Annotated in this window: 16 protein-coding genes; 4 read left to right on the plus strand and 12 right to left on the minus strand. The window is 70.2% G+C overall.

All coding sequences use genetic code 11. The annotated features are described in order from the left end of the window. Nucleotides 1-84 precede the first annotated feature (84 nt). The 3 genes from B6R96_RS15620 to B6R96_RS15630 form a co-directional block, all read right to left on the minus strand. Nucleotides 85-609: a GNAT family N-acetyltransferase gene (locus B6R96_RS15620; RefSeq protein WP_030388098.1), complete on the minus strand. Its 525-nt coding sequence runs from the start codon at nt 607-609 to the stop codon at nt 85-87. A 99-nt stretch (nt 610-708) separates the two neighbouring features. Then, nucleotides 709-1,872, minus strand: coding sequence for an aminofutalosine synthase MqnE (gene mqnE, locus B6R96_RS15625; RefSeq protein ID WP_030722449.1), 1,164 nt, complete (start codon nt 1,870-1,872; stop codon nt 709-711). A gap of 60 nt (nt 1,873-1,932) precedes the next feature. Beyond that, entirely contained in the window at nt 1,933-2,388 is a 456-nt protein-coding gene (locus B6R96_RS15630; RefSeq protein ID WP_030388096.1) for an Lrp/AsnC family transcriptional regulator, read from the minus strand. A 123-nt stretch (nt 2,389-2,511) separates the two neighbouring features. Here B6R96_RS15630 and B6R96_RS37685 point away from each other — a divergent pair, with 123 nt between their 5' ends. After that, entirely contained in the window at nt 2,512-2,649 is a 138-nt protein-coding gene (locus B6R96_RS37685) for a hypothetical protein (RefSeq protein ID WP_184791875.1), read from the plus strand. Here B6R96_RS37685 and B6R96_RS15635 read toward each other — a convergent pair. Next, entirely contained in the window at nt 2,646-3,335 is a 690-nt protein-coding gene (locus tag B6R96_RS15635; protein ID WP_030388095.1) for a UbiX family flavin prenyltransferase, read from the minus strand. The genes B6R96_RS37685 and B6R96_RS15635 overlap by 4 nt on opposite strands. A gap of 86 nt (nt 3,336-3,421) precedes the next feature. Between B6R96_RS15635 and B6R96_RS15640 the strand changes: the two genes are divergently transcribed. Continuing rightward, a complete protein-coding gene (locus B6R96_RS15640) occupies nt 3,422-4,018 on the plus strand; it encodes a rhomboid family intramembrane serine protease (RefSeq protein ID WP_030388094.1) in 597 nt (198 codons plus the stop codon). Between the two features lie 84 nt (nt 4,019-4,102). Here B6R96_RS15640 and mqnP read toward each other — a convergent pair whose 3' ends face one another. Genes mqnP through B6R96_RS15655 form a run of 3 tightly spaced genes read right to left on the minus strand, consistent with a single transcriptional unit; the run spans nt 4,103 to nt 6,950 of the window. Beyond that, nucleotides 4,103-5,026, minus strand: coding sequence for a menaquinone biosynthesis prenyltransferase MqnP (gene mqnP / locus B6R96_RS15645; protein WP_053177598.1), 924 nt, complete (start codon nt 5,024-5,026; stop codon nt 4,103-4,105). Further along, a complete protein-coding gene (locus B6R96_RS15650) occupies nt 5,023-5,499 on the minus strand; it encodes a hypothetical protein (protein ID WP_081522734.1) in 477 nt (158 codons plus the stop codon). The genes mqnP and B6R96_RS15650 overlap by 4 nt, the downstream gene beginning before the upstream one ends. After that, nucleotides 5,496-6,950, minus strand: coding sequence for a menaquinone biosynthesis decarboxylase (locus tag B6R96_RS15655; RefSeq protein ID WP_030388091.1), 1,455 nt, complete (start codon nt 6,948-6,950; stop codon nt 5,496-5,498). The genes B6R96_RS15650 and B6R96_RS15655 overlap by 4 nt, the downstream gene beginning before the upstream one ends. Before the next feature lie 90 nt (nt 6,951-7,040). On the opposite strand from B6R96_RS15655, the gene B6R96_RS15660 reads away from it, so the two are divergent. Then, on the plus strand, nt 7,041-7,337 hold the full coding sequence (locus B6R96_RS15660) for a PLD nuclease N-terminal domain-containing protein (RefSeq protein ID WP_081522735.1): 297 nt from the start codon (nt 7,041-7,043) through the stop codon (nt 7,335-7,337). A 46-nt stretch (nt 7,338-7,383) separates the two neighbouring features. Here B6R96_RS15660 and B6R96_RS15665 read toward each other — a convergent pair whose 3' ends face one another. After that, a complete protein-coding gene (locus B6R96_RS15665) occupies nt 7,384-7,755 on the minus strand; it encodes a cupin domain-containing protein (RefSeq protein WP_081522736.1) in 372 nt (123 codons plus the stop codon). A gap of 91 nt (nt 7,756-7,846) precedes the next feature. Between B6R96_RS15665 and B6R96_RS15670 the strand changes: the two genes are divergently transcribed. Then, the gene (locus B6R96_RS15670; RefSeq protein ID WP_030388088.1) at nt 7,847-8,311 is read left to right on the plus strand and encodes a MarR family winged helix-turn-helix transcriptional regulator; all 465 of its coding nucleotides are present in this window, start codon (nt 7,847-7,849) and stop codon (nt 8,309-8,311) included. A gap of 28 nt (nt 8,312-8,339) precedes the next feature. Here the strand turns inward: B6R96_RS15670 and B6R96_RS15675 are convergent, their stop codons facing one another. The 4 genes from B6R96_RS15675 to B6R96_RS15690 are packed head-to-tail and all read right to left on the minus strand — an operon-like array spanning nt 8,340 to nt 12,462. Then, nucleotides 8,340-8,843, minus strand: coding sequence for an SRPBCC domain-containing protein (locus B6R96_RS15675; protein ID WP_053704323.1), 504 nt, complete (start codon nt 8,841-8,843; stop codon nt 8,340-8,342). A gap of 25 nt (nt 8,844-8,868) precedes the next feature. After that, entirely contained in the window at nt 8,869-9,966 is a 1,098-nt protein-coding gene (ccsB, locus tag B6R96_RS15680; protein ID WP_081522737.1) for a c-type cytochrome biogenesis protein CcsB, read from the minus strand. Continuing rightward, nucleotides 9,963-11,675: a cytochrome c biogenesis protein ResB gene (resB, locus tag B6R96_RS15685; RefSeq protein ID WP_081522738.1), complete on the minus strand. Its 1,713-nt coding sequence runs from the start codon at nt 11,673-11,675 to the stop codon at nt 9,963-9,965. Before resB ends, ccsB begins: the two co-directional genes overlap by 4 nt. A 13-nt stretch (nt 11,676-11,688) precedes the next feature. Continuing rightward, nucleotides 11,689-12,462, minus strand: a complete 774-nt coding sequence (locus B6R96_RS15690; RefSeq protein WP_030388084.1) for a cytochrome c biogenesis CcdA family protein — start codon at nt 12,460-12,462, stop codon at nt 11,689-11,691. Nucleotides 12,463-12,466: the final 4 nt, after the last annotated feature.

Here is a 12,466-nt window from a genome sequence, read left to right on the forward strand (position 1 = left end):
CTGCGGCGGCTGGTGCCCGTCAAGTGAAGCACGCCGGGGCCCGGCCACCGCCCTCCGGGGTGCGGCGGCCGGGCCGGCCGCACGTCAGTACAGCGGCAGCAGCATGGTGATGTCGTCGCGGTCGTCGCCCGGGGCCACGCGGACGGCGCCGGGGACGCGGCCGACCTCCTTGTAGCCGCAGGAGGCGTAGAAGTGCTCCAGGCCGAGGCCTCCGCGGCAGGTGAGGCGGATGGCGTCGATGTTCCCGACGGAGCGGGCGGCGGCCTCCGTGGCGGCCATCAGGTCGCGCCCGTACCCCTTGCCCTGGTGACGCGGATGGACCATCACCGTGTAGGCCCACAGCCAGTGGAGCTGGAGCCGGTGCGTGTTGTGGGTGAGGAAGGCGGTCGCGGCGACCGCCCCGTCCTCGTCGTGCCCGAGGACCAGTCGGCAGCCCCCGTCGGCGACGCCGGCGAGGTGCTTGTCGAGCGAGGGGCGGATGTCGTCGGGGGTGACCGGGGGCACGAAGCCCACGGCGCCGCCCGCGTTGGAGACGTCGGCCCACAGCGCCAGGATTCCATCACGCAGGGAGGGGTCGACGACCGGGTCCAGGGTGAAAGTAAGGGTCATTTTGCAAGTTTACCCATTACCTCATCGGCCCGTCCAGAAAAAGTTAAACCCCGGCCCATGGGCCGGGGTTAACTCACCTCGAGGCGGTCGGACGAGGGGTCAGACGCGCATCGCCTGCGGGGTCTCGCGCAGGCCCGCGTCCGGACCCGGGTACTCGCGGATGATCTCGTAGCGCGTGTTGCGCTCGACCGGGCGGAAGCCCGCTTCCCGGATCAGCTCGAGCAGGTCGTCACGGCCCAGCTTGTTCGGGGTGCCGTAGTTGTCCGCGTCGTGCGTGATCTTGTACTCGACGACCGAGCCGTCCATGTCGTCCGCACCGTGCTGCAGCGCGAGCTGGGCGGTCTGGACGCCGTGCATCACCCAGAAGACCTTGACGTGCGGCACGTTGTCGAAGAGCAGTCGCGAGACGGCGAAGGTCTTCAGCGCCTCGGCGCCGGTGGCCATCGTCGTGCGCGCCTGGAGCTTGTTGCGCACCTTGCCGTCCTGCATGTCCACGAAGTCGTGCTGGTAGCGCAGCGGGATGAAGACCTGGAAACCGCCGGTCTCGTCCTGGAGCTCGCGCAGCCGCAGCACGTGGTCGACGCGGTGGCGCGGCTCCTCGATGTGCCCGTAGAGCATGGTCGAGGGGGTCTTGAGACCCTTCTCGTGCGCGAGCCGGTGGATGCGCGACCAGTCCTCCCAGTGGGTGCGGTGGTCGACGATGTGCTGGCGGACCTCCCAGTCGAAGATCTCCGCGCCGCCGCCCGTGAGCGACTCCAGGCCGGCCTCGATCAGCTCGTCGAGGATGTCGGAGGCCGACATGCCCGAGATCGTCTCGAAGTGGTGGATCTCGGTCGCCGTGAACGCCTTCAGCGAGACGTTCGGCAGCGCCTTCTTCAGCTCGGAGAGCGAGCGCGGGTAGTAGCGCCACGGCAGGTTCGGGTGCAGGCCGTTGACGATGTGCAGCTCGGTGAGGTTGTCGTTCTCCATGGCCTTCGCCAGGCGCACGGCCTCCTCGATGCGCATCGTGTACGCGTCCTTCTCGCCCGGCTTGCGCTGGAACGAGCAGTACGCGCACGAGGCGGTGCACACGTTGGTCATGTTCAGGTGCCGGTTGACGTTGAAGTGGACGACGTCACCGTTCTTGCGCGTGCGCACCTCGTGGGCGAGGCCACCGAGCCAGGCCAGGTCGTCCGACTCGTAGAGGGCGATGCCGTCCTCACGGGTCAGCCGCTCGCCGGAGCGGACCTTCTCCTCCAGCTCACGCTTGAGCCCAGCGTCCATGTACCGGTCGCCTCCCTTAGATGCCTCTGCCTGTCCTGCGAACCCTGACCAACCGTACTCTCAGGCTTCCTCGGGCAGTTCCCCGACCCGGTTCTCCCACTTCGTGGAGAGCACGATGGTGGTGCGGGTGCGCGAGACGCCCTTGGTGCCGGAAAGCCTGCGGATGATCTTCTCCAGGCCGTCCACGTCGTTGGCGCGCACCTTCAGCATGAAGGAGTCGTCGCCCGCGATGAACCAGCAGTCCTCGATCTCGGCGAGGTCGCGCAGCCGCCGGGCCACGTCCTCGTGGTCCGCGGCATCGGACATGGAGAGTCCGATCAGCGCCGTGACGCCGAGGCCGAGCGACCGCGAGTCCACCGTCGCGCGGTAGCCGGTGATGACGCCGGCCGTCTCCAGTCGATTGATGCGGTCGGTGACGCTGGGGCCGGAGAGGCCCACGAGACGGCCCAGCTCCGCGTACGAGGCACGACCGTTTTCCCGGAGTGCCTGGATGAGCTGCCTGTCCACCGTGTCCATTTACGTGGAGCCTTCCATTATTCGGCGATCCTGCAAGTCTAGGTATAGAATCTAAGGCACACAGGGTCAACACCCTGTGAAATCTTTCAGCAGATCAATGACGATCTTCAGGAGTGGTTCACCGTGTTCACGATCGAGATGGCCTACGCCCACATGCGGGGGCTCCAGGAGCTGGCCAACCGATCCCGTGCCCACCAGCCCGCCGCGGCCCACCGCGTCGACAAGGCCCGCAAGCCGCTGGGCCGCAAGAAGAAGGCCTAGTCACCGCCACCTGCCCCCCGGGCAGTACGGGAGCCTCCCAGCTCCCCCTCCCAGCGGCGGTACAGCCGGTGCGGCACCCCTGCCGCGTCCAGCACCCGCCCCGCGACGAAGTCCACCAGATCCTGGATGTGCGTCGCACCCGTATAGAACGCCGGAGAGGCGGGCAGCACGACCGCGCCCGCCTCGTCCAGCGCCACCAGGTGCCGCAGCGTCTGTCCGTTCAGCGGGGTCTCCCGCACCGCGACCACCAGCCGGCGCCGCTCCTTGAGCGTCACGCTCGCCACGCGCTGGAGCAGGTCCTTCGACAGCCCCAGCGCCACGCCCGCCACACAGGCCGTGGACGCGGGGACGATGAGCATCCCCTTGACCGGATACGAGCCCGAACTCGGGCCCGCCGCCAGGTCCCCCGCGCCCCAGTACCGGACGTCGTCCAGTTCCGGCCGTGCGAAGGTCTCCGGCTTCCCGTCGGCTCCCCGCGCCAGCCACTCCCCCAGGTCGTCGCGCCAGTGCGCGTCCCGGAAGGCGATCCCGGTCTCGTCCAGCAGGGTGAGGCGCGAGGCGCGGCTCACCACCAGGTCGACACTCTCCCCCGCGGCCAGCAGCCCGCGGAGCACCGCCGCCGCGTACGGCGTCCCGGACGCCCCGGAAACCCCGACCACCCACGGGGTGCGCTTGCGCTCAGTCATACCTCCGAGACTATCCGGCCACCACCGATGGGCACTCAGTAAGGTGTCCGCACGTTCCCGTGACGGGACACGGTGAGGGGACGAGGATGAGCACGACGGTGGATCCGGGCTGGACGCAGCTCGACCGGGCCAAGGCGGCCGGGAAGCTGATGGCCGGCTGGGTGGCCCTGCTGTGGCTGGTCGAGCTGCTGGACCTGGCCACCGGCCATGCGCTGGACGGGTACGGGATCATCGCCCGCGAGCCGGACGGCCTGACCGGGATACCCCTCGCGCCCTTCCTCCACTTCGGGTTCGACCATGTGGCGTCCAACAGCGTCCCGCTGCTCGCCCTCGGCTTCGTCGCGGCCCTCAGCGGCATCCGCCGGTTCCTGCTCGTGTGCGCCGCCGTCGTGGTGGTGGACGGACTCGGCGTCTGGCTGGTCTCCCCGTCGAACAGCATCACGGCCGGCGCCTCGGGCCTGGTCTTCGGCCTCTTCGGCTACCTGCTGGTCCGCGGATTCGTGGAACGGCGGCCGCTGGGCGTCGTGGTGGGCGTGGTCATCGCCGCCCTCTGGGGCAGCTCCATCCTCCTCGGCATCCTGCCGAACGACTCGGGGGTCAGCTGGCAGGGCCACCTCTTCGGCCTGCTCGCGGGCGCGGCCATGGCCTTCGCCCTCCCGAGGCGCGAGCCCGCGCCCAGCTGACGGGCGCTCTCCGAGCCGGTCACGCCGGCCGCCCTGTCACATCGGCCTCCCCGTCCATGCACTCGACGGCAGGCCGCACGGCAGTCAGACGGTCAGACCCCGCGTCACGAGATCCAGCAGGGCGCACACGAACAGGGCGATCCCGATGAAGCCGTTGACCGTGAAGAAGGCCCGGTTCAGGCGGGACAGGTCGTGGGGCTTGACGATGGTGTGCTCGTAGAGGAAGGCGGCGACGACGACCGCCAGGCCGACCCAGAACAGCACGCCCGCGTCCGTGGCCAGCGCGTACCAGGCCAGCAGGGCCGTGGTCACCACGTGCGCGCCGCGCGCGCCCCAGAGGGCGGCCGGGACGCCGAAGCGGGCCGGGACGGACTTGACGCCGTCCGCGCGGTCGGCGGCCACGTCCTGGCAGGCGAAGATCAGGTCGAAGCCGCCGATCCACACGCCCACCGCGAGGCCGAGGACGACCGCGTCCCAGGACCACTCGCCGGTGACCGCGAGCCAGGCGCCGACCGGGCCCATCGCCTGGGCCAGGCCCAGGATGGCGTGCGGGAAGTTCGTGAACCGCTTGCCGTACGGGTAGACCACCATCGGGATCACGGCGACCGGCGCGAGCGCCAGGCACAGCGGGTTCAGCAGCGCCGCCGAGCCGAGGAAGACGAGGAGCGCGATCCCGGCGCCGGTCCAGGCCGCGCGGACCGACACCGCGCCGGTGACCAGCTCGCGGCCGGCCGTGCGCGGGTTCCTGGCGTCGATCTCGCGGTCGATGATCCGGTTGGCGGCCATCGCGAAGGTCCGCAGCCCCACCATGCAGATGGTGACGAGCAGCAGGACGCCCCAGTGGACGTGCCCGTCGAGCCGGAACATGGCGGTGAACGCCGCGATGTAGGCGAAGGGCAGCGCGAAGACCGAGTGCTCGATCAGCACGAGTCTCAGGAAGGCCCGGACCTTGCCACCGGCCTCCGGCGCGGGGCCGGGGCCGAGGACGTCCTCGGCGGTGGTCATCATGCGAGGCTCCTGCGGAAGCCTTCGACCTCGTCGCGCAGCTCGGCGACGGGGAGCGTGCCGAGCTCGAGGTCGAGCGGTCCGCCCTCCGCACCGGCCGGCGGCACCACCCGGGCGGCCAGGGCGCTGCGGCCCTCGCCGGCGCCCGTGACGGTGAGGACGAGGACGCCGTCGGCGAGCTCCAGCTCGCAGTCGCCGGTACCGGACAGCGCGATCAGCAGCTCGTCCGCGAAGACCGCGGCGTCGCCGTCGGCCAGCTCGGGCAGCTCGAAGGAGCGCCCCTCGCCGTCCGTGCGGTCGGCCATCACCTGCCAGACGCCGGACTCGCCGGCGAACTCCTCGGGGGTGACCCCGGCCCGCTCGGCCGCGAGGCGCAGCCCCTGGTCGTTCACGTCGAGTTCGGGGCGCAGCAGGGCGACGCACGGCGTGCCCTCGCCGAGGAACAGGGCGGGTCCGCCCACCACGATCGGGCTCACAGTCCGTACTCCTTCCAGCGGCGGTCCACCAGGGCCGCGGTGGCCGGGTCGGACTCGACCATGTCGGGCCAGCCGCCGTCGCGGGTGTAGCCCTCCTCGGGCAGCTTCTTCGTCGCGTCGATGCCGGCCTTGCCGCCCCAGAACTGCTGGTACGAGGCGTGGTCCAGGTGGTCCACCGGCCCCTCGACGACGGTGAGGTCGCGGGAGTAGTCGGTGTTGCCGAGCGCCCGCCAGGAGACCTCGTGCAGGTCGTGGACGTCGCAGTCCTTGTCGACCACGATGATCAGCTTGGTCAGCGACATCATGTGCGCGCCCCAGATGGCGTGCATGACCTTCTGCGCGTGCTTGGGGTACTTCTTGTCGATCGAGACGATCGCGCAGTTGTGGAAGCCGCCCGACTCGGGGAGGTGGTAGTCCACGATGTCCGGCACGATGATCTTGAGCAGGGGCAGGAAGAAACGCTCCGTCGCGCGGCCGAGCGGGCCGTCCTCGGTCGGCGGCCGGCCGACCACGATCGACTGGATGAGCGGACGCCTGCGCATCGTCACGCAGTCGATCTTCAGGGCCGGGAAGGGCTCCTGCGGGGTGTAGAAGCCGGTGTGGTCGCCGAACGGCCCCTCGGGGAGCATCTCGCCGGGCTCCAGCCAGCCCTCGATCACGACCTCCGCGTTGGCCGGGACCTGGAGCGGGACCGTCTTGCAGTCGACCATCTCGATCCGCTTGCCCGCGACGAACCCGGCGAAGAGGTACTCGTCGATGTCGCCCGGCAGCGGCGCGGTGGACGCGTACGTCACCGCGGGCGGGCAGCCGAAGGCGATCGCGACCGGCAGCCGCTCGCCCTTCGCCGCGGCGACGGCGTAGTGGTTGCGGCTGTCCTTGTGGATCTGCCAGTGCATGCCGATGGTGCGCTTGTCGTGGCGCTGGAGCCGGTAGAGGCCGAGGTTGCGCACGCCCGTCTCGGGGTGCTTGGTGTGGGTCAGGCCGAGGTTGAAGAAGGACCCGCCGTCCTTGGGCCAGGTGAAGAGGGCCGGCAGCCGGTCCAGGTCCACGTCGTCGCCGGTGAGGACGACCTCCTGGACGGGGGCCTCGCCCTTGATCTTCTTCGGCGGCACGTGGACCATCGAGCCGAGCTTGCCGAAGGCCTCGCGGACCCCGATGAAGCCCTGCGGGAGCTCCGGCTTCAGCAGGCCGCCGATCTTCTCGCTGATCTCGCCGTACGACTTGAGGCCGAGGGCCTTCAGGAGGCGGCGGTCGGTACCGAAGACGTTCATGGCCAGCGGCATCGCGGAGCCCTTGACGTTCTCGAAGAGGAGCGCCGGACCCCCCGCCTTGTTCACTCTGTCGACGATCTCCCCGACCTCCAGGTACGGGTCGACTTCGGCCTTGATGCGCTTGAGGTCGCCCTCCCGCTCCAGAGCCCGGAGCAGCGAGCGGAGATCGTCGTAAGCCATAGGGGTCAGTATCCGTCACCAACTACCCTGGGGACGTCACCGGGGCCCCACGCGGGCCCACCGTCACTGACTGGGAGTCGGTCCCACACCGTGCTGCGCTATCTGCCGTTCCTGCTGATCCTCGCGCTGACCATCTACGCCTTCATCGATTGCCTGAACACCCCGGAGGAGGAGGTCAAGCACCTCCCCAAGGTGGTCTGGGTGATCATCATCCTGCTCTTCTCCATCGTGGGGCCGGTGGTGTGGTTGTTCGCGGGCAGGCAGCGGGCGGCATCGGGCGGTGGCCGGGCGCGCCGGACGCAGTGGGTGGCGCCCGACGACAACCCGGAGTTCCTGAAGTCGCTGCGCGAGGAGCAGGAGAAGAAGGACCGGGACGACAAGGACTGAGCCGGGCCGGCCCGCCCGCCCTCCCCGCCCCGCCCCGCGCGTGCGCCTACCGGGCCCACGGCAGGACGCGGGTGCCCTCCTCCCCCGGGACCGACACCACTGCGTCGGCGCGCATCACGACGTAGGCCTCGAAGGTCTCGTCGGCGCGGATCCGGCGCAGCACGTCCGGGGGCAGGACCAGGGTCCGGCCGGCGGTGACCTTCTCGGTGCGGCCCTCGCAGGTGACCTCCAGGGAACCGGCGGTCAGGGTCCACACCTGCTCGCGGCTGACGGAGTGCTCGGGGCCGGTGCTGCCGGCGGGCATGACCACGTGCCAGCTGCTGAGCTCGGCGCTGCCGCGGCTGGGGGCGGCGAAGCCGGTCATGGTGGCGTTGGGGGTGGTGACGACGTTCTCGGGCGAAGCGCTGATCACGTGCACGGCGGGGCCTCGTTTTCTCTTGACGAGTAAGTAAAGCTTCTTTACTTGATGTGAGTAAAGCAGCTTGACTCTCCCGTGTCACCATATTTGCGTGACGAGAGACGAGAACGAGGGCGTCGAGCTGCTGTTCCTGCTCGGCCTGGGCTTCCAGATGCTGCTGGGCGAGTTCACCGCCCGCGTCGCCGAGGCCGGATACCCGGACCTGCGCCCGGTGCACGGCATGGCCTTCCAGGCCATCGGGAGCTCCGGCGCCACCGCCACCGAGCTCGCCGAGCGGCTCGGGGTGACCAAGCAGGCCGCCGGACAGATCGTCGACGACCTGGAGAAGCGCGGCTACGTCCGGCGCGAGCCGCACCCCGAGGGCGGCCGCCGCAAGCTGGTGGTCCTCACCCCGGCGGCCCGGGACCACCTCGCGGTCGCGGGCCGGATCCTGCACGGGCTGGAGGCCGAACTCGGCCGCGAAACCGACCTGACCGCCCTGCGCCGGGGACTCGGGCAGGTCGTGCGCACCTTCCACGGGGAGGGGCCGCTACCGCCCCTGCGCCCGGTCTGGTGAAGGGCCGCAGGGCGCGCGGAGACGTCGCCTAGGCCCGGGCGAGGGAGGCGTAGGCCTCGCGCAGCGCCGCCCAGCGGGTGTCCGTCCAGGCGGCCCAGTCCGTCGGCCGCCCGGCCAGCGCGGAGTCCAGCAGCTCGAAGTGCTCGTGCCAGCCCGCCAGGCAGTCCAGGCGCACGGCCTCCGGCCCGCCGCGCTCGTTCACGAACCGGATCACCGTCGAATCGGTGCCGACCGGCTCCAGGTGGAAGCGGATCCGCCCGTGCTCGGTGACCGTGTACTCGGCGACCCGTTCCACGTCCCAGGCGGTGACCTGCCCGGTCGCGACGGTCGCGCTGTTCAGCCAGCGCAGCGTGACCGCCCCGCCGAGCCTGCGCTCCAGGACGTCCGCGGCCGCCAGCCAGCCGCGCAGCCCGTCCGGAGTGGTCAGGGCCGTCCACAGGGCCTCGTAGGCGTGCGGCAGGTGCAGTTCGAAGCGGAGCAGCCAGTTGTTCTCGTCCAGGCGCTCGCTGGTGGCATGACTCACGAGGGACATGCCACCAGCGTCCCACTCCCGCCGGTCAGACGCCCGCGTACGAGTGCTTGCCGCTGAGCAGGATGTTCACGCCGTAGTAGTTCCAGATCCAGCAGGCGAAGGCGAAGAGCGCGAGGTACGCGGCCTTGCGGCCCTTCCAGCCGGCGGTGGCGCGGGCGTGCAGGTAGCAGGCGTAGGCCACCCAGGTCACGAAGGACCAGACCTCCTTGGGGTCCCAGCCCCAGTAGCGGCCCCAGGCGTCGCCGGCCCAGATCGCGCCCGCGATGATCGTGAAGGTCCACAGCGGGAAGACGGCCGCGTTGATGCGGTACGAGAACTTGTCGAGCGAGGCCGCCGAGGGCAGCCGCTCCAGCACCGAGGTGCGGAACTTCCCGGGGGTGCGGCCCGCCTCCAGCTGGCTCTCGTAGGAGTCCCGGAAGAGGTAGAGGACCGCGCCCGCGGCACCGATGTAGAAGACGGCGCCGCAGAAGATCGCGGTGGAGACGTGGATCCACAGCCAGTACGAGTGCAGGGCCGGGACCAGCTGGTCGCTGTCGGTGTAGAGCCAGGTGACGGCGATGCCGAGGTCCAGCAGGACCGTGGTGACCAGGATCAGGCCGAGCCAGCGGATGTTCTTCTTCAGGGCGAGGAGCACCAGGTACGCGCCGACGGCCACCGTGGAGAAGGTGATCGAGAACTCGTACATGTTGCCCCAGGGGGCCCGCTGCACCGACAGGGCGCGGGCCACGACGCCGGCCGCCTCGACGAGGAAGGCGAGCGCGGTCAGCGAGACCGCGATCCGCCCGTACAGGTCTCCCTGCACGGTGCCGCCGGCGGCACCGGGGCCGTCGGGTACGTCGCGGGTGCCCGTGGTGGAGCGGGTGGTGACCTTGGGCTCGTCGAGGACGGCGGTGGCGCCCGCCTTGCCGCGGACCTGGACGGCGGGGGCGGCGGACCGGGCCGACCCGGCCTCCTTGGCGGCGGTCAGCGCGGCGGCCGTACGGGCCACCTTGCTGCGGCTGCCGAAGGTCCACTCGGCGATGTGCGCGAAGAAGGCGAGCGTGTAGACCGCCATCGACGAATAGATCAGGTAGTTGCTGATCTCAGCCAGGTTCTCGTTGGCTGCGGCTGCGAGCGGCGTCATCCGCGCTCTCCTTCAGGGGTTTCTTCAACAAGTGTTTCGGCACATGCGGGAGACGCACTCGGGGCCTGCCGGTGCAGCGCGGCGGCGAGCTCCGCCAGCTCCTGCGGGAGCCGGGTGGACTCGCTGCGGCCCAGACCCGCCATCTCGACGACGGTCACGCCGTCCTCTCCGGTCACGGCGCGGACCCAGATCCGGCGGCGCTGGATGAACAGCGATCCGGCCAGGCCGGCGATGGCGGCGATCGCGCCCGCGAGGGCGAGGCCGCTGGCGGGCTGGTGGGTGACGGAGAAGGTGGCCCACCGCTCGATGCCCTCGAACTTCACGGTGCCCGCGCCGTTCGGCAGGGTCATCGTGTCGCCGAGCGCCAGTTTCTGCTTGAACTGCTGGCCCGACTCGTCCTTGAACATCTCCATCTTGGAGCTGTCGAGCCGGTAGACGTTCTGCGGCAGACCCGAGTCCACGCCGAGGCTGCCGTGCCAGGCGTTGAGCATGAGCTGCGGGTTCAGCAGGGCGGGGAACTGGGAGAACATCGTGCCCATGCCCTCGCCGGCGAAGCTCGGTACGAAGACGGCACTGAAGCCGAGCTGCTCCTGCTTGCCGTCCTTGTCCTTGTAGCCGTCGGTGACCTTGACGGCTCCGGTGGACGTGAGGTTGGCGTCCTGCGGGAGCACCGGCACGGCGTCCTTGAAGATCACCTTGCCGGTGGGATCGGTCACCGAGACGATCGGCGCGTAGCCGTGCCCGAGCAGGTAGACCTTGGAGCCGTCGACCTCCATGGGCTTGTTGACCTGGATCTCGCGCTTCTGCGGGGTGCCGTGGGCGCCGTCCGTGAAGGTGACGTACGCCTTGAAGTCGCGCGGGGTGCCGCGCTGCGGGCCGGTCATCTCGTACGACGCGTCGAACCGGTCCAGCGTGAAGCTGAAGGGCGGCAGGTCGTCCGGGTCGAAGAGCGCGCCGGACTTGAAGTCGTCGTACTGGGTGAGCGTGTTCGAGAAGCCGCTGCCGCGCAGGACCAGCTTGCCGCCCTCGGACTTGAAGTACTGGCCCCAGGCGAAGGCCACCAGCATCACGATCAGCGCGACGTGGAAGATCAGGTTCCCCGCCTCGCGGAGGTAGCCCTTCTCAGCCGCGACGTGGTCCTTGCCCGGCTCGGTGCGGAAGCGGCTGCCGCGCAGCACGGTCCGCGCGTACGAGAGGACCTCGTCGGGGGTCTTCCCGGTGCGCCAGGTGGTGTGGGCGGGCAGCCGGTCCAGGCGCCGGGGGGCGCCCGGCGGCCGGCCGCGGAGCTGGCCGACGAACTGCCAGGAGCGCGGCACGATGCAGCCAATGAGCGAGATGAACAGCAGCAGGTAGATCGCGGAGAACCACACCGAGCTGTAGACGTCGAAGAGCTGGAGCTTCTCGGCGACGCCCACCCAGGACGGGTGGTCCCGCTTCCACTGGGTGACCTTCATCGCGTCGACGCTGGTCTGGGGGACCAGGGAGCCGGGGATGGCGCCCAGGGACAGCAGGAAGAGCAGGATCAGCGCGACCCGCATGGAGGTGAGCTGCCGCCAGAACCAGCGGGCCCAGCCGATCACGCCGATGCCGACGGCCGGCCCGCTCGGGCCGTCCTCCAGCGGGGCGGTGGAGAGCTGGGCGCCTGCCGCGGCGTCGGTGGGGTCCGCCGCGGCGGACGTGTCGGTGCTCGCTTTGTCTGTCGTACTCATGTCCGTCAGTTCCTCAGATCCCCACCGTGAAGCTTTGGGTCCAGCTCTGCATGTCGGTGACGATGCTGTCCCACAAACCTGTGACGAGCAGCAGGCCGGTGACGATCAGCATGCCGCCGCCGATGCGCATCACCCATGCATAGTGCTTCTTCACCCAGCCGAATGCACCGAGCGCCTTGCGGAAGGCGATCGCGGCGAGGATGAAGGGCACGCCGAGGCCCAGGCAGTAGACGACGGTCAGCAGGGCACCGCGGCCGGCGCTCGCCTGGTCGATGGACAGCGTGTTGACGGCGGCGAGGGTCGGGCCCATGCAGGGGGTCCAGCCGACGCCGAAGAGCACGCCGAGCAGGGGTGCGCCGACCAGACCGGCCGTCGGCTTCCGGTGGAAGCGGAACTCCCGCATCGTCAGACCGGGGATCGCGCCCATGAAGAACAGGCCGAGGACGATCACCAGGCCGCCCAGCACCCTGGAGATGATCGCCTTGTTCTCCTGGAGCTCGGCACCGAAGTAGCCGAAGAGCGCGCCGGTGGATACGAAGACGGCCGTGAAGCCGGCGACGAACAGGCCGGCGCCCGCCAGCATCCGCCCGCGCCGGGCCTCGGCGAGGTCGGCGCCGCTGACGCCGGTCACGTAGGACAGGTAGCCGGGGACCAGCGGCAGCACGCAGGGCGAGAAGAAGGAGACCAGACCGGCGAGGAGGGAGATCGGCAGCGCCAGCAGCAGCGCGCCGTTCAGCACCGTCTCGTTCACACCGGTGGCCTCTGCGGCCAGGACGTACGCGACCACGAGG

Origin of the sequence: Streptomyces sp. Sge12, from assembly GCF_002080455.1 — a bacterium.
Lineage (GTDB): Bacteria > Actinomycetota > Actinomycetes > Streptomycetales > Streptomycetaceae > Streptomyces.